The sequence below is a fragment of the Rhizobium sp. X9 genome (genome assembly GCF_018873185.1).
GTDB classification, from domain to species: domain Bacteria; phylum Pseudomonadota; class Alphaproteobacteria; order Rhizobiales; family Rhizobiaceae; genus Agrobacterium; species Agrobacterium oryzihabitans.
In genome coordinates this window covers 1,630,403-1,650,864 of the sequence record NZ_CP071311.1, presented here as the reverse complement: position 1 = coordinate 1,650,864, position 20,462 = coordinate 1,630,403, and the positions used below count along the sequence as shown (strand labels likewise).

Below are 20,462 nucleotides of genomic sequence, written 5' to 3'. Positions count from 1 at the left end.
TTTGCAAATAGACCTATTGAATTCACATGGGAATTTTTTGACCTTCCAAACAGATGCGGGCATTCCGCTGCGTTTGATTTGGGCACATTTCCAGATAGGGCGCGAAAAAGCCCGCCGGAGCGGGCCTCAAAGCGTCAAAATGTAAGACTTCGCTAGAGACGAATGCCAGCCTGGATCAGGTCCGACCTTCTGTAAAAGCGGGCGATGAACCCCTCGGGTTCGAAGATCGGCGCAATGCCGGCGGTTTCCAATTCAACCTTGATCGCGGCCCTGTATCCTTGGCGAGACTTCGCGATCTCCGTTAGGGACGCATAGGCTGCCTGAAACTCTGCCAGGGACTGCCGCTCAATGAACTTCACCGCCCTCCCTGTTCCACGACGGAGGGTTCTCTGGCGGAGGTAACCGCGCTTGATGAGGTCCGCGACCGTGATGGTCGTTGTGCCGAGCGCGAGTTCAGCCTCCTTGAGCCGCATCAGTTCGCCGTCGCCTCCGGCCAGAGGGGTGCCTTTTTTCTGCTCTTTTCGGGCCTCTGCAGACGCCGGGGCCGGTGGAGCAATATGGACCCGTTCGAAGATTGGTCCGTCGCGGGAAACGATGAACGCCTCGACACCCCCGTCCAAGACCATTTCCACAAGTCGGTTGAACGGCTGACGAAATGCAGGAGCCGCTGAGGCAAGCGACACCAAACCCTCCGTGACGCCTACAACGGTCGATTTGTTCTCGAGAGATTGAACTAGAGCGTCCAACGCACTCATTTCGATTCTTACGAACGCTCGCTCGCCGTCGGCCCGCTTCTCGACTTGCGTCAGGACACCGACGCTCAAAAGGCGGTGTACCATTTCTTCGCTGACCCCCAGCAGGTCTCCCGCCTCCCTGCTATTCAGCGTGTCGCGTGCCGCTTCAAGGATCGGCCGCAAAGCGGCGGCATAGAAATACGTGGAGGCGTCAGAGAGACCATCCCGAAAATCCGGATCATTTGCCTTCATCAAGGCTCTGATCCGATTTTCGGTGAGACCATACTCGGCGTACGCAGAGCTTACACTGTGGATGTGCCTGGTTTTAACCGGCTTGAGAATGGTCTGCCCCTCCCCAAACGGCATGTTGCGCTCGAGGATGTCCTGCACGAGATCGGTGACTGGTCCATACGCCCCCTTGTCGAGGTTGCGACGAAGCCATTTGATCATCGGCCCCACGAACGACTCGGCATAATGGGTTGTCGGTCGCTTGTGATCGATCACGTCCGCAAAAACGCGTCGGATTTCCTCTTCCCCCTGTACCGCGAGGTTGAAGCCCCATTCGCGCAGATCAGTGTCCTTGTGCGTCCAGGCCCTGACATCGTGGAGGACCAAGAAGTCACCGAGATAGCGCGAGAACTCAGCCGCGACGTGTGCGTCGAGTTCGTCGAGGAAGCTCTCTCCGCGCTCCCTGAAAACTCTGTCGCGAAGATACCGATCCAATCGCGGCTGACTGCTTGGGGCAGAAGTCGCCGCGGCTTCCGTGATCGATCCGAGATTGGCATTCACGAACTGCGGGAAGTCGTGAACGTCGCCGGCGGCGTCCACTGCCACCTCCGTCAGTTGGCAGCTGTGAACTTGACATCCTTCGATCCCGCGAATGGTCCACCACGCACGGCGATAAGCGCGGGACGCCAAACGCCCTGCCTCCCTTACTCGGTCTTCCAGCACACATTGGGCGCAGAAGCGATGCCTCCGGCCCGGCCGCATGTCCTTGCTGAGGGTTGCACAGCCCATCTGCCAGGTGCCGCCAGCCCCAGACGCCCTCGCGGCCAGTTTTCCCAGCGCAGCGACTGGCACCCCAGACCACTCGCTGACCAACGACAGGGCATCCATATCTCCGTGGACGATGGCATTTGCCGTGGTGTCCGTGTGTGCGAGAAACTCCCGCAGAGACGGATATCCGTTGGCGGCGGCAAGACGGGCGACCAGATCGATCGCCGCCTCGTCCTCGTGATGGGCAAGCGTTACGGGCAGAACCATCACTTGCCTCCCTTGCCAGCGGTGGCCAAGTCGGCCAGCGCGTTGCCGGGATCGATTTCGCTCCAGCGCGCGGCGGTGAACACGTTATCGCTCGGAAGGCAACCACTGTCACGCTGGTAGTTGTGGGCGAAGGCGCGGCGATCCACCGTACCCTTTCCCTTATGCATGACGAGGAAGCACGCTGCCTGGACTGCCTCGATGATTTTCCCGTAGCACCCGCTGTTGGCGGCGCACAGGCGGCCGAGGAAGTCGTCGGTGCGGAGCTCATCGGTTAGGTTAAGTCCGCACTTGCCTTCCACGATGTCGGCCAATACCTGCGCGACGCTTGCCTTGTCTCCGGGCAGGCTCAGAGGAATGAAGCGCATGACCATCGAACGGTTGGCCAACTGCTGATCCCCCGTAAGCAGTTCCGCGAGCTCCGGCATTCCGGAATAGATCGTGTGCAACGGCCAATCCTCGATCTGCATCAGGCTCTTGAGGCGATCCTGGAGGTCGAGGATCGCGCGGCTGCTGCTGTGGCGCAGCAAGTGCTGGGCTTCGTCCACGTGAAGATAGATGATCCCGCGCTCGCGCAATTGGGCCTTCACGGTCGCGAAGAGCTGGCCCTCCGTCATCTTGGCCTTCGACGGCACTCCGATCGCATCCAGGATCGCCATGGCGAAGTCTTTCGTCGTGCACGGCTTCGGTGCCTCGATGCTCAGCAGCGGCCGGACAGTCTCGCCGAACTCGTTCTTCCACGGTTGGAATTCGGGGATACGGCTGAAGTGATGGCGCAATGCGAAGGACTTACCGCTGCCCGAGGCCCCGATAAGGAACAGCGCGCGCCGGCGCGATCCTACGCCGCGGCGGCAAGCCTCCACGTTCTCGACCAGATCGCGCAGCATCGTTCCCAACCGCGTGTCGCGTGCGTGTTCGATGTAGCCGCTGTAGACTTCAGCCTTCTTGTCGGCGATACCGTCGAAAGCGATGACGTTCGTAGCGTTTTCCATACTCAGTACTCCTCGTAGTAGTTGTCAGTGGTTTCGGTGGGCGTGGGCGTCTCGATCGGCGTCTGGTCGACGGCGGCGGCACGCTTCTTCTTCCGCGCATCGCGTTCGCGTTCGGCGTGGAATTCGGGGATCAGACAGGAATCGGATACCGATCCCTCGCGGAGAGGGTCCGCGGGAAGCGCAAAGGCCTGCGTCAGGGTCGGCGTGTCCGCCGCCTTCACGGCGACCCACGCGCCGAACAGTTCGACCTCGAGGGCCTCATAGTGTTCGGCCGTCATGTTGCGCGGGGTCAGGTTCGCACGCAGCGCCGCTGCCCTGCCGCTCTCGGCGAGACGATTGATGGTACGGTACATCGCCGCCAGACCTGCCTCCGCCTCCGCGGCGTGTTGCGTCCGCAGGTCAGCGCGAGCGACAATCCACTCGGCCAGCGTCAGGTTGCGCGCGATACCGACCTTGTTCTCGACGACGAACCAGCCCTTGTCGCTGCGGACCGCGATGTGTTCGAGGTTTTCGGGGTCAACCTTGATCTCGAATTCCATCTGTCCGTACTTCTTGCGCTGGCGGTCCAGTTCCTCGTTAGCGTACGGGATGCCCATGAATGGGATGCCGTATTGCCCGATGCGGCGTTTGAACTTCGTACCGAAGACATGCAGCATGAATTCGGGGTCTTGGCTCGGGAACTCGATGTCGTGTTCTTGGGTCGCCCGCACCCAGGCGTTATGCGGAGATGCCCCACCAAGGCCACTGTGCGGCTTGTTGTGGTAGATGTCGCAGATCGCCAGGGTGAAGAGCTGGATCATCTCGTCGACCTGCAGGCTGATCTGATGTTCCGGGTTGTAATCACCCTTCTCGGCGATCGACCCGAACGTTCTGCCGTCGAAGAACGACGCGATCAGCGGCCCGATGGAGTGGAACAGGCTCTCGATGAAGGGACGAGCTTTAGGATTGCCCGCCTGCGGCCGGTTAAACGTGATCTTCGCCGCGCGCATGATGCCTTCGACAAGCGCGTTGGCAAATTCCGTGCCGTTGTCGCTGAAGATGTTGCGCGGCTGGACCATCCCGATCCACGGCGTCTCCGCCCCGACGAAGTCGGAAATGTGCCGCTTGTCGGACATGATCATACGGATGGCCGCCGCTGCCGAAACGGCGTTCGGGTTGACGCTCGCCCTGAACGCAAGAATGTAGCGTGTGGCAACATCAATTGCCGCCACGAACCAGATGCGCTTGCCGACCACCGCCTCTTTGTACGATGGCGGAAGGATGTCCCACATCCCGGTTTCAACGAACAGGGTCATGAGATCGACGTTCCAGAAGTCGATCTCGATGCGCTCGCCGACGAACAACGCCGGGATGCCACCTCTCTTCGACATCCCGAAGCGCTTGAGCGCCGAGGCACGACCGTGGCGGCCGTCCCATTTGTCGAACTCGTCGAACTTCGAGATCATCGTCTCGAACTTGTGACGCGTGACCTTCAGAAGTGGCGTGGCGCGCTCTGCGTTCACCTTCTCCAGTGCGGCAAGATAGTCACGGTAGACCTTAGCCATCGTGGGCTTGCGGTCCGTCATGTAGTTGAGGGCTTGCTTGTGGGCGAACGCCGTTGAATCCGCGTCAACCTTGCGAAGGTGCAGGCCAGGACCATGATGGCGGTGGACGATCCCGAGGACTTCGCCGCCGCAGGCGTGATAACGCTTGTAGTCGCGGCGGAACGTCTTCACCGACGGTGTCGGAAAGGTCTTTACTTCGACCATCGCGTCGGCGCGGACGTCAGCGTCCTCGTCATCGAGACCTAGCATCTCGGCGATGATTTCCCTGCGCCAGGCTCTGAGCTTCGCCTCGAACTTCTCCTTCGACCATCGCGGCTTTTTGCCGAGCGTCAGCCATTCTGCATCGAAACGCTTGATAAGCTTCTCACGAAACAGCGCGAGATCGCGGCGCTTACCGACAATGTCTGAGAACGTGTTGTCGCCGAAAATCGCGCGCAGACGCTGGTTTTCAGGATCGTTGTAGCCATAGCGGATTTTGGCGGCTCCGCCGACGAGTTTCGAATAGACCTCACCATGCAACACGAAGCGTTCGTCGCTTGTGTTCGCCTCGTTGCTGAAGGTCCACCCCTCGGCGTCTCGTTTCTTGGGTTTCCAGTTGACGTCGCTTTCGGTGAAGCGGTCCGCATGGCGCATCCGGACGATGGCGTGGTGGAAGAGGCTCGGCTTGTGGAAGTCAGTCAGCATCGCAGGCTCCTTGTAGGGCGATCGGAAGTCGGGGTGATGGGTTGGGGTTATCGGCGGACCATCAGCATGGTCAGATCGTCGATCCGGCCGGGTGTCTCCGTCAGAAGGACACACTCATCGATCAGCAACAGGAGTGCCGTGCGACGAGCCGCCCGGTTCTCGCACCCACGGAGAAGTTCACCGAAGCGAAAGGGGCCATGAAACTTCTGGACGGCTTCAAAAGCTCGGTCGTATTCGGCGTCGACACGCATTCGACGGGCGCGCAGGATGCGTTCGGCGTTTTCATAAGCACCGTATGTCGCCTCCCGTTCGGTCATGAGACGGATGTCGTGGACCGCGCCAGGCGTCGTCGATCCGTTCCGGTTCTTCCGGAGGAAGCCTTCCGCCTTGATACGCTTCAGCAGGTCCGCCATCACCTCCGACTTGCGGGCGTGTTTCACCGCGACGGCTACAATCTCGCCGTCGTCGAAAACCACGCAGAAGTCACAGATATGCTCGCGCCATACTCCGTCGGCATCGCGATACAGCAGCACCGGGAATTGCGAGTAGATAGCCTTCACGTCCTTGCGGAGCTGGAGGACCTTCGAGACGCGGCGTTCGAGATCGCTCTCGTGATAGACGACCGTTTCCTTGAAGATCGAGAAACCGCGCAGCGTCTTGGCGTGCGTAGCCGGAGGTTTGCGCACCGCACGTTCGGCTACCGGCTCGTTCCAGAACTTGGTTTCAGTCGTCGTTGCTACGACGATGCCGCGTTATACCAGAGTCCCCGGAATTGGACGTGCCGTTCTCCGCCTTGCGGTTGGCATAACCGAAGGTGCGAGGCTGGATTGGAGGCATGCTCAGGAAGCCGAGACCTGCCTTATGAAGCGCGATGTGTTTGGAAACCTGACGTGCAAAATGCATGAAGCCCTCCTTAGGCTTGAACACGATGACGACATACGGTGCTTCCAGACGGGATGATCCGCCCGAATGGTCACTTTGCTCGTATGCCTATCTCGTTCATGCCTGGCTCCTTGGTCAGCGATTTCCCAATACCGATTTTTTCGGCACTGCATAGAGTATCAGAGCTGGATCGGGGCAATTTGTGCCCCGGATTGGTGCACATCGTTGATCTTGGTTAATGGGAGCCTGCAAAGAAATCTTCATTTTTAATCTCTTAGAGGGACTTGTCGGCCACTTTCACCGATTCCTCCGACAAGGCACAAGCGCGTCCAGCTCTTATTTGACCTTGTTTCACCTCGATAACGATGTGCAAACCATTCCCTGACAACCTATGGTCACAGTTATGGGTGACGATTCGGGGTCTTGGATTATGGAGGTAGATAAGGGCGGATATTGGGAATTCCTACTCGGCGCAAAGCTTAGGATGAGCCACGGCGACGGATTTCAAGCGCTGTTCAATGACTTCATGCTACGAGTGCACGGGGATGGTTTCACCCCTGTCAAACCCCACGGCTCACAGGGCGACGGGGGCATGGATGGTGCACTTGGGAACGACGTTTTCCAGTGTTATGGTGCTGAAAACGGTCATGTTATCAATGCCGCCCGGGTCTGCAAAAAAATGACCGCAGACTTCAATCGCGCGTGTGATACCACTCCCTCGATGGAGAGGTGGTTTTTCGCCCACAATCTGGTTGATGGCGTTTCTCGGCCTCTAGTAGACACTCTCGAACAGATCAAGACGCGTGCGACAAAGATCAATGTTGAAGCCGGGTTCTTCGGCTTGCATAGCTTTCGACAACTGCTGAAAAAAATGACCGAGGAGGATCGCGCTGCGGTTCTCGGCGTGCGTGCTCAAGATGATTTGATGCTGGCCCGCCTTCCTGCCGCGGTTAACAACCTCATTTCGGCGTTGATGGAGGAAATCAAGCCGATTATGGAGACCTACACAAGTCGTTCCCGGGTGCCACGAGATAAGCTCACGCTGAACAACATCTCCAGACATTGGACGTATCAATTTGAATATTTTCTGATGTTCTCCCCAATTTCGAGAGCGGTTATGCGTCGCCTCGGTGGAGAAAAGCAAAGTTTGTTGCTCCCTTCTTTTTTTCGTCTCCGGTACGAAGAATTGAAGCATGAGGGGATGACATCGAGTCAAATTCTAAACACCATGAAAGCATTGTTGGCCGGAAACGTCAGAAATCTCGACGACGATCTAAGGGAATTTGCAGCTATGACAATTCTCGCGGACCTTTTTGAATCGTGCGTCATTTTTGAAGAAACTCGGCAGGAAGCCAATCAGGACGAAATTTATGATCTTGCCGACTAAATATCTTACCGCGGATCGTTCATTGATCGTCGTCGGAGCTGAGATCATCAAAGTCCTTACTGAAACGCCGCGATCAGTCAGCGAAGTTTGGGAACGCGTCACCGCGTCGAGAACACCTCATGCCGCGCCCCTGACGTATGATTGGTTTTTGCTCGCCATAACCCTCCTGTATGCTATCGGCACGCTCGATATGCGCAACGGACTTCTGGCGATTGTGTCTGGGGCCAAGCAATGATTATCGCTCTAGGCAGTTCGATCGAGGGGTTCAAAACTCTCAATTTTCACAAGGGCCTGAACATCCTCCTCGCCGAGCAGGAGACAAATTCGGAAGAGACTAAGACCCGCAACAGTTCAGGGAAATCTAGCGTCCTGGAACTGATCCATTTTCTCCTCGGCGGCTCAATCCGCAACTCCGTGGTCAAGGCCCAAGCACTGCACGAACACTCGTTCTGGGGCGAATTTGACATCAATGGGATAACATTTCGCGTCGAACGGCGAGTTTCCGATCCCAAGAACGTTCAGGTCGTTGCGAATGATATGCGAGGTCTGATCTACGAGGGTGATCTGCTAGGTAATGCGACGGCAACAAACCAAGCATGGTGTGACTGGTTGGGTCATATCGTTTTCGGTCTCCCCGCGAACACTGTCGGGACTCCTTTCAACCTGCCGCATGCGCCCACCTTCCGATCGATGTTTCCATACTTTGCCAGGCGTCGCGACGACATTGGCTTTCAATATCCAGAGAAATTCGCTGCCAAAAACCAGACCGATGGCAGTGCGCAGATTGCTCTCTCCTATCTACTTGGCCTGGATTGGCTTCTCGCTCGTGATTTTGAACTGGAGCGCGGGGAAAAGCGCGATCTTGCTGCTCAGAGGAAGAGGATAAAGGCGCGACGTTCCGAAAATCTGGACACGTCATCGGCAATCCAATCAGCGATGACACTTGCAGCGCACGAAGCCGAAGTCCAACGAGCGCGGATTGCCTCCTTCCAGGTTGCGGAACACTACGAGGAAATGATCGCGGAGGCATCCCAAGCTAAAAACTTGCTCGAAAAACTCAGCGTCGAAGCCGCCTCGCTCAAGAGTTCTCTGGATTTTATCGAGGAAAGTCTTGAAGCGGAAAAACCCGGGGACGGCGAGGCAGTCGCGGCGTTGTATCGAGCGGCAGGCACGGAGCTGCCGGGTAGTGTGGTGAAATCCTTCGAGGACATCGCCGATTTCCATCAGTCGGTGGCGGACAATCGGCGCTTCCACCTGTCCTCTCAGTTGGATGCGATCCGTCGGCGTATCTCCACGGTAACCGTCGAGATGAATACTGCCCGTGCGCGTAGGGATGAAATCCTTCGTGACCTCAAGGGAAAGGGAGCGTTCAGCGATCTGGCCGCCATGCAGAAGGTAGCTGCCGAGAAGTCCGAAAAACATGCTCGACTCCAGACTCAGTATGAAGAAGCTCTTGAGGTTGAGGCCGGCCGCGCAGCGAGGAAAATCCAGGAGAGTAACCTTTTGGCCCGCCTGCAGAATGATCTGCGAACCCGTGAAGCAACCGTGAGCGCCATGGTGCTGGCCGTAATGGAGGCAAAGAAGGCCCTTTACGCCGACAGAGGGGCGTCGTTCGAGGTTCAGGCTACTGTGAATGGACCTCATTTCAGGGTGAATATCGATGGCTCCCGGAGCGGCGGTATCGCCAACATGGAAATCTTCTGTTTCGACTACGCGCTCTATAAACTCACAACGGCACGCCTCGGCGGTCCAGGTTTCCTCATCCACGATAGCCACCTCTTCGATCCTGTAGATAGCAGACAGATCGCCACTGCCATCCAACTTGGGGCTGGTCTCGTTGACGAGGTCGGTGGCCAGTACATAGTCATGCTCAACACCGACATGTTTGATCGCCTGCCTTTCGACGACGACTTCGACGTAAAGTCAAAGATTATGGACATCAGGTTGGACGACACCGATCGCGGAGGATTGTTCGGCTTCAGGTTCGCATAAAAACGGTCTGCCTCGCGCTTGGGAGTAAGTGCGCTGGCGAATGCGGAGCCTATTCGCCGATACCAATGACATTGCCAGTCTCCGATGGCACCCTCATTGTGAACAGCATTGGGTAACGGTTGCGGTGCCACAGCAGACGGTTGTTCTCGCGGTCTCCTCGGCCACCCAGCGGTCACGCGGTTTGCAACTCGCAGGCCTCGGGACTAGCGAGATAGTGAGGACGCCGTCGGCCTCCACAGGTTCGTCGGCGCAGAATAGTTGCATAGGTTGGATGCCGTCGCTCACCTCGAAGGTCAGCTTGACGGAGCCGTCGAGACGGACGTGTTCGGAAACCTTGCTGATGATGGCCGAGAACTTCCCGGCCGTCATGTGGGTCCGCTCGCCGTCCTCGACGTCCCATAGCTGTACGAAGATTTCTGCCCAGGCTTCCGGATTGGCCCCGCAGTCGAGCGCGGAGAACTGGCCAGCTTTGACCTCGGTCACGTGATAGCCAGGTTTCACGGTTTTGCCATCGTACAGGAAGACCAATGGCAGGTCCGGTGTCTCTGCCGCTCTGCCGAGTAATTCCCCGAGCGAAATGTCGGTTTTGTCGAAATGGCTATTGTCGATCGTGCTCATTTGTGGATATCCTCGATTTCAACAATTCAAGGATTATTGAAATATGGATGATCGTCAAGCCCTCTCCTCGTTCGCCGCACTCGCACAGGAAACCCGTCTCTCCATCGTGAGGACCCTGGTCGTCGCCGGCCCTGAAGGTCTAGCCGCCGGCGCTATTGCCGAACGAATGGGAGTCTCGCCATCGAATGTCTCGTTCCATCTCAAGGAACTCGAGCGCTCCGGTCTCATCGTCCAGCGCCGGGAGTCGCGTTCGATCCTCTACAGCGCAAGCTACGACACACTGGCCGACCTCGTGACGTTCCTGATGGAAGACTGCTGCGCGGGACATCCCGGCATTCGTGGGTCCGTCGAGCGATCCGCCAGTTGCTGTTCAAACGAAGCATAGGTTGTCAAGGAATACGTCATTGCATTCGACCAAGGTTCCAGCGGGCATCGTCTCCGCTCTCGGTGTCACGCAGATCATCGGCTACGGCACTCTCTACTATTCCTTCAGCATCCTCGCCCCCGGAATGGCCAAGGATTTCGGCATCAGCGTGGAGCGGGTCTTCGCCATCTTCTCGGTCTCGCTGTTCATCGGTGGCCTGTCTGCTCCGTTCATCGGCAGGCACATGGACGGGATCGGCGCTGCGACCGTGATGACGCTGGGATCGGCCCTTGCGGCGTTCACTCTGGCGCTGTGTGCATGGTCGCCGTCCGTATCGCTCTTCGCTCTTGCGATCGTCCTACTGGAGGTGTCCTCCGGGATGGTCCAGTATCAGGCAGCCTTTGCGACGCTCGTCGAAAGCGAACCCCGGACGGCGTCACGCAGCATCACCTATCTGACACTCATCGGCGGCTTTGCCTCCACCATTTTCTGGCCGATCGCGGCGACACTGTCCGGATACTTGTCCTGGCGGGAAATCTATCTGGTGTTCGCCGCTCTGAACCTTATCGTCTGCATGCCACTGCACTACTGGATCAGGCGTGACGGAAGGCGTGTTTCCAAACTCGACGGGACAAGAACCCGCGAGGTCGTCGCCGCCGCTCTCGAACCCCAGGCGCGCCGCCGTGGCATGCTGCTGGTCTCTCTTGCCTTCTCGCTCTCGGGTTTCTCCCTGGCCGCGATCCTCGCCCATATGGTGCCTATGCTCGGCGCGATCGGACTCGGCAGCGCGGCGGTCGTGATCGGCTCCCTGTTCGGTCCAGCACAGGTCATGAGCCGTCTGATCAACATGGTCTTCGGAAAGCACCTGTCGCCGCCCGCTCTGGCGATTGTCTCCGCGGCGCTCATGGTCGCGGGCGCGGTGATACTCGGGATGTCGGGTGACTGGTTGCCCGGCGCGGTGGCTTTCGCCATCTGTCTGGGCCTTGGATCAGGGATCAACAGCATCGCTCAGGGAAGCCTGCCGCTCTATCTCTTCGGGTCTGCCGGCTACGGCGCGATCACGGGCAAGATGGCGGCGGCAAGGTTGGCGACTGGCGCGACTGCCCCGTTTGCGTTCGCAGCCGCCATGAACCACTTCGGGACAACCATTTCCCTTTTCGTCATCGCGGCGTTGGGTACGTTCGGAATCCTGGCGTTCGGCGCTGTCGCCACATCGGTGCGTCGCGAACGCGTTGCTGGATGACGGAGGAATGTTCGTAGGTCACCGGATCGCAGCTATTCCCGGCTCGCAATGATCTTGTTGCCGTCGATCGTTCATCTCTGGCGTCACAGCCGACGACGTTTCTCGTCAGATCAACTTGAGGTGGACCCGCATTTCAAGTTTGGCCACATGCTCTTCCACCCGTTGTAGCGGTCAGTTAGGCATGCGGAAGAATCCCTCGTCAGCAGGATGAACTTCACGAGTTCTTCGCAGATATCGACGACACGGTCGTAACGCGCCGATGGTTTCGTCAAATGTCAATCGGCGTCGTAACGGGACCCCTTATCGGCTCCCAAAAGGGACCCCTGCCTCTAGTTGCATCGGGTCAGCGCGCGTAGGCCCGGGGCTCTCCATTTAGCGCAAGGGCCTGCGGGCGCGGGTTGTTTGTCTTTTCGGCTTTAGATCCCATGAGGAGTGAACAGCGGCCGCCGCTCTGGCAGAGTGAGGTTGCATCTAAACACTCGCTCAGGAGGAGCAGTTTATGGAACCTGCATCCATTCAACCGACCGCTGTCCGCATCGATCTTGGCGCAATTTTTGTGTCATTGGAACTGAGCCGATCGACCTGGTTGATCACTTCGTTGTCGCCAGGCAGCGGCGAGAAGATGTCGAAGCATGTAGTGGCCGGTGGCAATGTAGCCGAGTTGCTGGAACGATTTGAGCAGCTACAGCAGAAGGCGCGATTGAGAACAGGGAAATTATTTCCCATCGTAACGATCCAGGAGGCAGGATTGGACGGCTTCTGGATACACCGCGTGCTGGAGGCTCACGGCATCGAGAGTTACGTCGTCGACGCAGCTTCGATCGCGACTTCCCGTCGACGTCGGCGTGCTAAGACCGACAAGATCGATGGAGAGGCTCTGACGCGCACATTGCTCGCGTTCAAGCGCGGCGAGCCACGCGTATGTGCGATGGTCAGAGCGCCAGATCCGAGTGACGAAGATCGGCGTCGGATTTGCCGGGAACGCAAAGTTTTGATTGCTGAGCGGGTCAGGCATGTCAATCGCGTGAAGGGGCTACTCTTTACTCAAGGCGTCAGCGGCTATCAGCCGCTCCGTAAAGATCGCCGTCAGCGGCTGGAGGAGCTTCAGACTGGAGATGGGCGTGAGTTACCGAAACACTTGAAGGCTCAAATCAATCGGGAACTCGACCGTCTCGAGTTGCTGCTAGAGCAGATCGCTGCAGTGGAGAGCGAGCGTAATTCTCTTCTATCGATGGAGGACCAGCCAGCGGTTGAGGCAACCTCGCCCGCAGCGATGCTGCTGTCCTTGAAGGGTGTTGGCGCTGAATTTGCCGCCGTTCTTTGGACCGAAGCCCTGTCCCGGCATTTTGATAATAGGCGGCAGATTGCCGCCTATGCCGGTTTGACACCAACCCCATGGATGAGCGGGACCATCGACCACGAGCAGGGTGTCTCAAAGGCAGGGAACCCTCGGCTGCGCACTACGATGATCCAACTATCGTGGCTGTGGCTACGCAATCAGCCAGCATCAGCGCTCAGCCGTTGGTTTGTGGATCGGGTTCAGTCGAATGGTGGACGCTTAAAGAAAGCCGCGATAGTTGCCTTGGCGCGCAAACTCCTTATCGCACTGTGGAAATTTGTCACTGCGGGTGTTCTCATCGAGGGGGCTGTCATGAAGACCGCCTGACAACCAAAAAATTGCCGAACACACAATCTTCCAGGACTGATCACTCCTGGCGGATCCAGGTGAGCGAACCGCCTCGAAGTCGGGCTTCAAATGCCGCGCTTTAGATTGGTCCCGTTCTCCTGAGCCTTGCCGCTACGCAAGCGGGATAATGGTGCTGCCGGACAAAACGGCGACCGTATGTGAGTTTGAACCGGTGAAGGAAACGTGCCGCGTCAAGCAAGGTGGCTCAGACCATGGGTTCGATACGAAATCGAAGGGGCACGCTATGAAACGATGATTGATCTTGACGACGAAATCCTCATGTGAGCTTTGAGAGCGGTTTTTAAAGCGCCAGGATTCGTTCCCGGTTTCCACGATCTCGCAATGGTGGGTGAGCCTGTCGAGCAGAGCGGCGGTCATCTTGGCGTCGCCGAATACGGCCGGCCACTCGCCGAAGGCCAGGTTCGTCGTGACGATGATGGACGTCCGCTCGTAGAGCCTGCTGATGAGGTGGAAGAGGAGCTGGCCGCCCGCCTGGGCAAATGGGAGATAGCCCAGTTCGTCCATGATGACGAAGTCGAGCCTGGTGATGAAGTCGGCCAGCCGTCCCTGTTTGCCGCTACGTGCCTCCGTCTCGAGCCGATTGACGAGGTCGACGACGTTGAAGAAGCGGCCGCGTGCGCCATTGCGGATCAGAGCACGAGCAAGGGCGATGGACAGGTGAGACTTTCCCGTGCCGGTTCCGCCGACCAGAACGATATTGTGCTGCTCGGCGAGGAAGGCCCCGGTTGCGAGTTGGCGCACCAGGCCTTCGTTGACCGGCGTGTCGGTGAAGTCGAAGTCGTCGATGTCCTTGGCCAGCGGCAGTTTGGCGACGGTGATTTGGTATTTGATGGAGCGCGCTTGCTTCTCGGCGATCTCCGACTGAAGCAGGTCACCGACGATGCGCGGCGGTTCGTGCTGTCGCTTGATGCCGGAGGCCATGATCTCGTCATAGGCGCTACGCATGCCGAACAGCTTCAGCGTGCCCATCATGTCGAGGATTTGGGATCGTTCCATATCAGCTTGCCCTCCTCAGGCTGTCGTAACGGGCGCAGTCGGCCAGAGGCTCATGGGTCAGGCGAAGCGCATCGGGGATGGAAAGGATGGCGGCCGGCTGCGGATCACGCTTGCGGGCCAGAATGTTGATGATGACGGCGGCCGAGAACACGCCCTGATCGATCGCCTCCTGGCAGGCCGCTTCGACGGCGGGGAGCCCGTCCAGGCCCACGCATTCGAGGATCGACACCATCTGCCGGTCGCCGTCATGCATTGCCTTCAGCCGGCGGCGCACCTTCTCCATGGCGGCGGGCAAAACCCAGTCGTGGAACGGCGCACCGTTGCGCAGTGCTCCCGGTTTGCGGGTCAGGACCGGCACGTAATGCCAGGGATTATAGATCGTCTCGCCACGGCCGAAGCAGCGATCGTGTTGGCCGATTTCCACGCCATCCTGCCGGATGACGATGCGATCTGCATAGGCATGTATCTCGGCAGGGCGGCCGACTGCCGTAGACAGTACCGAGTATTTGTTGTTGTCGAAACGCACGAGGCAGGTCTTGCCGATCGAGGCCTGCACAGCGTGGAAGCCGTCGAATTTGCCGGGATAGCCGACCAGGTGCGGCCGCTCCGCATCGAACACCTCCCAGATCGTGCGCTCCGTCTGATCGACGTGCTTATGAGCGCGGGCGTAACTGATGCACTTGTCCAGCAACCAGCCATTCAGTTCATCGTAGGATTTGAAGCGCAGTCGCGGCGTGAAGAAGCGTTCGCGCACCAGATTGACCTGGTTCTCGACCTGGCCTTTCTCCCACCCCGACGCCGGCGTGCAGGCCACCGGTTCGATCAGGTAATGGCTGCACATCTGTAGGAAGCGGCGATTGTATTGCCGTTCCTTGCCGACGAAGACCGTCTCCACCGCGGTCTTCATATTATCATAGATGCCGCGCGTGCAGGCCCCGCCGAAGAAAGCGAACGCCCTGTCATGGGCGTCGAAGACCATCTCTTGCGTCTCGCGCGGATAGGCTCTCACATACATCATCCGGCTGTGGCAGAGCCGGATATGCGCAACCTTCACCGTCGTCGTCACGCCGTTCAGCACGACAATCTCGTGGCTCCAGTCGAACTGGTAGGCCTCGCCCGGCGCGTAATAGAGCGGCACATAGGCTTGCGCCGTCACGGACCCGCGCTCCTTCGCCCATGTTCGGGCGTAACGCCGGACTGTGTCGTAACCGCCCTCGTAGCCGAGGTCGCGCAAGTCCTCGAATATCCGGATCAGTGTCAGCCGTTCGCGAGAAGATTTGGCCTCATTGGCGAGGAGCATTCCATCGAGCTGACCGCGCCAGGGGCCGAGCTTCGGCTGAGGTTGACGGGTCCGTTCGTATTTGAACTCCGTCTCATCGGTGCGCAAAACCTTCCGCACCACTTTCCGCGATATGCCCAACTCCCGGCAGATCGCCTTGATCGACTTGCCCTGAACATGGGCTAGCCGCCGTATCTTCAGAATTGTTTCCACAATAAGCATCCGAACAAAAAGCCTCCGATGAAACCGGAGGCTGTTGTAACCCCATTGCAGATGGGGGTCCCGTTTGGACGCCGATCACCCCATGTGCGGGGTCCTTATTCCATGCCTAATCACAGTTCCCGTGGAATCGTTCAGCTGGATTCCTGCGCCTGGAGGGCCTCCAGGCTATAGGTTATTCGCCCGTCGATATTCCAGCGGCCATATGAGTGTTGTCGTCCTTGGGCCGTTCGGCATGCTGCCTGGCATTTACCCGTCCCCAGAAGCAGCCATCGGAGCTGCCGACGAAGACTATAGGTTCAATAGCGAGGCAAAGCCCATAATTCAGAAAACCGCGTCGGCTTCGCTCACGTAGCCAGATTCAGCGCGGGGACGTCGGAATCCATAGTCTGGCGTACGTCAAGGAGGCCACTCATGATTAGTTGCCTGATGTGGGGATGTGAGAGTTTTAATTGACTACCGGAGCCATATATCCTTTCAGCCTCGGAGGCTGCCTCTGCTCGACTGAGTAGTGTACGATAGGTTTCTAATTGGTCTTGAGTCGCGGTAGTTATGATGGTCGCATGGTTACGATTTATCTGGGTGACCAGCGTGCGAACGTTGCCACATTCCTCGCTGAGGGCCATCGCCCTCAGCATAAAATCCACTGGATTACCCTGCGTATCGGTGAAATCGTGCATATCGCCCCCATATCCTCCTCTACAGGGTGACGTGCACGTTCCGTCGGCGCAACGGGTACATTGGCTTTGGTCCACGGAGTTGAGAAGCCGATAAACTTGGTCGTTCACCTGCTTACCAAGCCGGCAGGATCACCACATTCGCACGTTGCGCTCCTACGATAGAAGGGCTTCAGATGGACTTCAGGGCAACCCGCTTTTCAAGTTCGACCGATTGCTCCTTCCGCTCGCTGTAGCGGTCCGTCAGATAGGCCGAGCCATCCCGTGTTAGCAGCGTGAACTTCACCAGCTCCTCGCAGACGTCGACAACGCGGTCGTAGTAGGACGACGGTTTCATCCGGCCGTCGGCGTCGAACTCCTGGTATGCCTTGGCGACCGACGACTGGTTGGGGATCGTGATCATCCGCATCCAGCGGCCGAGGACGCGCATCTGGTTCAGAGCATTGAAGGACTGGCTGCCACCGGAGACCTCCATGATCGCCAGCGTCTTGCCTTGTGTCGGCCGAACCGATCCGAGCGACAGGGGAATCCAGTCGATCTGGGCCTTCATGATGCCCGTCATCGCACCATGGCGCTCGGGGCTGACCCACACCTGACCCTCAGACCATTGCGACAGGTCGCGCAGCTCCTGCACCTTCGGATGGCTTGCCGGAGCCTCGTCGGGAAGCGGTAGCCCCCTCGGATCGAACATGCGCACCTCGCACCCCAAGCGCTCGAGCAGACGTCTGGCTTCGTGCGCCAACAGGCGGCTGTAGGAAACCTCCCGGAGCGAGCCGTAGAGGATCAGGATGCGCGGCTTGTGCGTCGAAAACGCTGGACGCAACGCGTTGAGGTCAGGCTGACGAAGGTGCCGTTCCTGTAAAGCGGGAAAGGTCTCAGACAATGCGCTTTCCCTCCTGGTCGAGGACCTGCTCGCCGTCTTCCTTGAAGAAGGCCCCCTTGAAGGCACCCGGCAGGATGTCGAGCACGACCTCCGAGGGGCGTGCAAGCCTGGTGCCGAGCGGCGTGACGACGAACGGACGGTTGATGAGGATCGGGTCCTTCAACATCGCGTCGAGCAACAGGTCGTCCGTCAGCTTCGGATCATCGAGGCCCAGCTCGCCGTAGGGCGTGCCCTTCTCGCGGATCGCCTGACGGACAGACAATCCGGCATCGGAGATCATCCTTGCCAACTCGTCACGCGACGGCGGGGACTGGAGGTACTCGATGACGGTCGGTTCGATCCCGGCTGCGCGGATCATCTCCAGCGTGTTGCGGGACGTACCGCAGGCGGGATTGTGATAGATGGTGGCGTCCATTGTCATGTCCTTTCGGTAATGGTGTTCCGGGAGACGGCGGGTGCTGCCTCGTACCAGCCCTTGGTGCGGTTGACGGCCCAGACGACCGTGAGCATCACGGGAACCTCGATGAGCACCCCGACGACGGTCGCCAACGCCGCGCCGGACTGGAAGCCGAACAGGCTGATGGCGGCCGCGACCGCGAGTTCGAAGAAATTGCTTGCCCCGATCAGTGCCGAAGGCCCGGCGACGCAATGGCGCTCGCCCGACATCCGGTTCAGGAGATAGGCCAGCCCCGAGTTGAAATAGACCTGGATCAGGATGGGGACGGCCAGCAGCGCAATGATCGTGGGCTGGGCGATGATCTGCTCGCCCTGGAAGCCGAAGAGGAGGACGAGCGTCGCGAGCAATGCGACGAGAGAAAGCGGCTGCAGCTTCGCCAGCATTGCGTCCAGCGCCGTCGTCGTGCCGTCGGCGGTCAACCGCCCTCTCAGGACCTGGGCGATGATGACCGGGACCACGATATAGAGGACGACCGACAGAACGAGCGTGTCCCACGGTACGGTGATCGCGGATAGCCCAAGCAGCAACCCGACGATCGGTGCGAAGGCGACGACCATGATCGCATCGTTGAGCGCGACCTGGGAGAGCGTGAACAGTGGCTCGCCGCGCGTCAGATTGCTCCAGACGAACACCATCGCGGTACAGGGGGCGGCCGCGAGGATGATCAGGCCAGCGATATAGGAGTCGATCTGGTCGGCCGGTAGATACGGACGGAAGAGCCATCCGATGAACAGCCATCCCAGCAGCGCCATGGAGAACGGTTTGATGGCCCAGTTGATGAACAGGGTTACACCGATGCCGCGCCAATACGTGCCCACCTGCACCAGCGAGCGGAAATCGATCTTGATGAGCATTGGGATGATCATTAGCCAGATCAGGATGGCGACGGGCAGGTTCACCTTCGCGACCTCAGCCGCACCAATGATCTGGAATACATCGGGCATCAGATGGCCGAGGGCGACGCCAACGACGATGCAGAGGAACACCCAGATGGTCAGATAGCGTTCGAAGGTGGACATCTCATTCGGCCTTTGCGGACTTGGCGGAAGCGCCTTCGAGCGAACCGATCCGGCGGACGTGCTGCTCGAGCGCCAGGCGATCGATGGAAGCCAGAGGCAGATTGATGAAGGCCATGATGCGGTTCTTGAGGAAGCGCGCGGCCTGTGCAAACGCCCGCTGGATTTCGACTTCGGAACCCTCGACGGCTGCGGGGTCTTCGACACCCCAATGTGCAGTCATCGGATGTCCGATCCAGACCGGGCAAGCCTCGCCGTGCGCGCTGTCACAGACGGTAAAGATGAAGTCCATTTCGGGCGCGCCCGGCTGTGCGAAAACGTCCCAGCTCTTCGACGAGAAGCCAGTCGCCGGATAGCCGAGGACGTCCAGTTCCTTCAGGGCATGTGGATTGACTTCGCCCTTGGGCTGGCTGCCTGCGGAAAACGCCTGGAAGCGTCCGCCGCCCTCCTTGTTGAGGATGGATTCGGCGAGAATAGAACGTGCGGAGTTGCCCGTGCACAAGAAGAGCACGTTGTAAGCCTTGTCGGTCATGGTCGTTTTCCGTGGTTAGGTCGAAGGTCTGTCGAGTTTCATAATCGTGGCCGATGCCGGGCAAATGCCCGAGAGCTGACGGGTTGCTAGAACGGCGGCTGGCACGTCGGAGCGCTGTACCACTACGAAGCCAAGGTTTTCGAAGAACTGAGCAGCCGTCGTCGTAGCGAGGAAGACTGCCGAGCTTACATTGGCGGACCTCAGCGTCTCCTTGGTCAGCGCTTTTCCAAGTGCCTTGCCGCGATGCTCAGGCAAGATGACTATCGATCTGAGAAGCACGTCGCCGCCGCACGCCTCTATGCCAGCATAACCAACCGTGCCGCCATCGGAAGTAACCGCCCTGAAAAACGAGCACTCAGCGTCTTCGAGGTCTTCCGTTGGAAGACCGGAAGCTGACAACGCTAGCTTCAGTCCAGCGTCGCCTCCCAAGACTGGTTCGAGTCTAATATCATTCATGATACTTGCACCCCGGGAGTGCAGCAGGGCGTGAGTTCGGCGATCAGCGGCGCGCAGAGTTCGGCAGAGCCGCCGCAGCAATCTTTCAAAAGGAAGAGAGTCAGATTACGTAGCCCCTCCAGATCGGCTCGATAGATGATCGAGCGGCTTTGCCTCTCATTTGTCACGAGGCCTGCTCGCGTCAGTGTGGCGAGATGAGCGGACATGGTATTCTGCGGAATGTCGAGAAGTCGTGCGAGTTCGCCAGCCGGTACGCCATCTGGCTCATGCCTGACAAGGAGCTGGAATGTATCCATCCTGGTGGATTGTGCGAGGGCAGCGAGCGCCATAATTGCTGAATCTTTTTCCATATATCGACAATGCTGGATATATGGATTTTTGTCAACGCCTTTAAACTATGACTTCTGAAGTGCTTTCGTCTTATATTTTCGCCTAAGTCATTGCTGGAAGTTGACATTATCAAATATGTTCTCTAATTGTTCACGCATGAAAAATCTTACCCGCCTCATACGAATAGGTTGATCTCCGCCCGCCGTGAC

Annotated in this window: 19 protein-coding genes and 2 pseudogenes; 6 read left to right on the top strand and 15 right to left on the bottom strand. The window is 58.5% G+C overall.

What is annotated here, in order from left to right; all coding sequences use genetic code 11:
* Nucleotides 1–152: 152 nt before the first annotated feature.
* The 5 genes from JZY08_RS08085 to JZY08_RS08065 are packed head-to-tail and all read right to left on the bottom strand — an operon-like array spanning nt 153 to nt 6,117.
* Complete coding sequence (locus JZY08_RS08085) at nt 153–1,997, bottom strand: TniQ family protein (RefSeq protein WP_003495434.1); 1,845 nt, start codon at nt 1,995–1,997, stop codon at nt 153–155.
* Nucleotides 1,997–2,986 (bottom strand): ATP-binding protein, encoded by a 990-nt coding sequence (locus JZY08_RS08080; RefSeq protein ID WP_003495435.1) that lies wholly within the window; start codon nt 2,984–2,986, stop codon nt 1,997–1,999. The genes JZY08_RS08085 and JZY08_RS08080 overlap by 1 nt, the downstream gene beginning before the upstream one ends.
* Before the next feature lie 2 nt (nt 2,987–2,988).
* A complete protein-coding gene (locus JZY08_RS08075; RefSeq protein ID WP_003495437.1) occupies nt 2,989–5,214 on the bottom strand; it encodes a Mu transposase C-terminal domain-containing protein in 2,226 nt (741 codons plus the stop codon).
* Nucleotides 5,215–5,261: 47 nt separating this feature from the next.
* A complete protein-coding gene (locus tag JZY08_RS08070; RefSeq protein WP_003495439.1) occupies nt 5,262–5,900 on the bottom strand; it encodes a hypothetical protein in 639 nt (212 codons plus the stop codon).
* 37 nt (nt 5,901–5,937) lie between these two features.
* Complete coding sequence (locus JZY08_RS08065; protein WP_035242391.1) at nt 5,938–6,117, bottom strand: hypothetical protein; 180 nt, start codon at nt 6,115–6,117, stop codon at nt 5,938–5,940.
* Nucleotides 6,118–6,499: 382 nt separating this feature from the next.
* On the opposite strand from JZY08_RS08065, the gene JZY08_RS08060 reads away from it, so the two are divergent.
* Genes JZY08_RS08060 through JZY08_RS08050 form a run of 3 tightly spaced genes read left to right on the top strand, consistent with a single transcriptional unit; the run spans nt 6,500 to nt 9,475 of the window.
* Entirely contained in the window at nt 6,500–7,483 is a 984-nt protein-coding gene (locus tag JZY08_RS08060; RefSeq protein ID WP_139009073.1) for an ABC-three component system protein, read from the top strand.
* Nucleotides 7,467–7,718 (top strand): ABC-three component system middle component 6, encoded by a 252-nt coding sequence (locus JZY08_RS08055; RefSeq protein WP_035242392.1) that lies wholly within the window; start codon nt 7,467–7,469, stop codon nt 7,716–7,718. The genes JZY08_RS08060 and JZY08_RS08055 overlap by 17 nt, the downstream gene beginning before the upstream one ends.
* Nucleotides 7,715–9,475 carry a DUF2326 domain-containing protein gene (locus JZY08_RS08050; RefSeq protein WP_216329871.1) on the top strand — a complete coding sequence of 587 codons (1,761 nt, stop codon included), beginning with the start codon at nt 7,715–7,717 and terminating at the stop codon, nt 9,473–9,475. Before JZY08_RS08055 ends, JZY08_RS08050 begins: the two co-directional genes overlap by 4 nt.
* Nucleotides 9,476–9,568: 93 nt before the next feature.
* On the opposite strand, the gene JZY08_RS08045 is transcribed toward JZY08_RS08050, so the two are convergent.
* The gene (locus JZY08_RS08045) at nt 9,569–10,093 is read right to left on the bottom strand and encodes a DUF6428 family protein (protein WP_035242394.1); all 525 of its coding nucleotides are present in this window, start codon (nt 10,091–10,093) and stop codon (nt 9,569–9,571) included.
* A gap of 43 nt (nt 10,094–10,136) precedes the next feature.
* Between JZY08_RS08045 and JZY08_RS08040 the strand changes: the two genes are divergently transcribed.
* Together JZY08_RS08040 and arsK are read left to right on the top strand one after the other, a co-directional pair.
* On the top strand, nt 10,137–10,478 hold the full coding sequence (locus JZY08_RS08040; protein ID WP_035242396.1) for a helix-turn-helix transcriptional regulator: 342 nt from the start codon (nt 10,137–10,139) through the stop codon (nt 10,476–10,478).
* Nucleotides 10,479–10,497: 19 nt separating this feature from the next.
* Nucleotides 10,498–11,700, top strand: a complete 1,203-nt coding sequence (gene arsK / locus JZY08_RS08035) for an arsenite efflux MFS transporter ArsK (RefSeq protein WP_003495449.1) — start codon at nt 10,498–10,500, stop codon at nt 11,698–11,700.
* A gap of 105 nt (nt 11,701–11,805) precedes the next feature.
* On the opposite strand, the pseudogene JZY08_RS27550 reads toward arsK, so the two are convergent.
* A pseudogene (locus tag JZY08_RS27550) lies at nt 11,806–11,990 on the bottom strand (arsenical resistance protein ArsH); the annotation flags it as partial.
* Between the two features lie 209 nt (nt 11,991–12,199).
* Here JZY08_RS27550 and JZY08_RS08030 point away from each other — a divergent pair.
* The gene (locus JZY08_RS08030; protein WP_072495381.1) at nt 12,200–13,366 is read left to right on the top strand and encodes an IS110 family transposase; all 1,167 of its coding nucleotides are present in this window, start codon (nt 12,200–12,202) and stop codon (nt 13,364–13,366) included.
* A 132-nt stretch (nt 13,367–13,498) separates the two neighbouring features.
* On the opposite strand, the gene istB is transcribed toward JZY08_RS08030, so the two are convergent.
* The 8 genes and pseudogenes from istB to JZY08_RS07990 all read right to left on the bottom strand — a co-directional run bounded on the left by istB (nt 13,499) and on the right by JZY08_RS07990 (nt 20,273).
* Nucleotides 13,499–14,404: an IS21-like element helper ATPase IstB gene (istB, locus tag JZY08_RS08025; protein WP_246669768.1), complete on the bottom strand. Its 906-nt coding sequence runs from the start codon at nt 14,402–14,404 to the stop codon at nt 13,499–13,501.
* A pseudogene (gene istA / locus JZY08_RS08020) lies at nt 14,346–15,905 on the bottom strand (IS21 family transposase). The gene istB and the pseudogene istA overlap by 59 nt, the downstream one beginning before the upstream one ends.
* Before the next feature lie 846 nt (nt 15,906–16,751).
* Nucleotides 16,752–17,462: an arsenical resistance protein ArsH gene (arsH, locus tag JZY08_RS08015; protein ID WP_035242401.1), complete on the bottom strand. Its 711-nt coding sequence runs from the start codon at nt 17,460–17,462 to the stop codon at nt 16,752–16,754.
* Nucleotides 17,455–17,877, bottom strand: coding sequence for an arsenate reductase (glutaredoxin) (arsC, locus tag JZY08_RS08010; protein ID WP_003495454.1), 423 nt, complete (start codon nt 17,875–17,877; stop codon nt 17,455–17,457). Before arsC ends, arsH begins: the two co-directional genes overlap by 8 nt.
* A 2-nt stretch (nt 17,878–17,879) precedes the next feature.
* Entirely contained in the window at nt 17,880–18,938 is a 1,059-nt protein-coding gene (arsB, locus tag JZY08_RS08005; RefSeq protein ID WP_003495455.1) for an ACR3 family arsenite efflux transporter, read from the bottom strand.
* 1 nt (nt 18,939) lies between these two features.
* Entirely contained in the window at nt 18,940–19,467 is a 528-nt protein-coding gene (locus JZY08_RS08000) for an arsenate reductase ArsC (RefSeq protein ID WP_003495457.1), read from the bottom strand.
* Nucleotides 19,468–19,482: 15 nt separating this feature from the next.
* Complete coding sequence (arsN2, locus tag JZY08_RS07995; protein ID WP_035242403.1) at nt 19,483–19,923, bottom strand: arsenic resistance N-acetyltransferase ArsN2; 441 nt, start codon at nt 19,921–19,923, stop codon at nt 19,483–19,485.
* The gene (locus tag JZY08_RS07990; RefSeq protein ID WP_035242404.1) at nt 19,920–20,273 is read right to left on the bottom strand and encodes a helix-turn-helix transcriptional regulator; all 354 of its coding nucleotides are present in this window, start codon (nt 20,271–20,273) and stop codon (nt 19,920–19,922) included. The genes arsN2 and JZY08_RS07990 overlap by 4 nt, the downstream gene beginning before the upstream one ends.
* Nucleotides 20,274–20,462 lie beyond the last annotated feature (189 nt).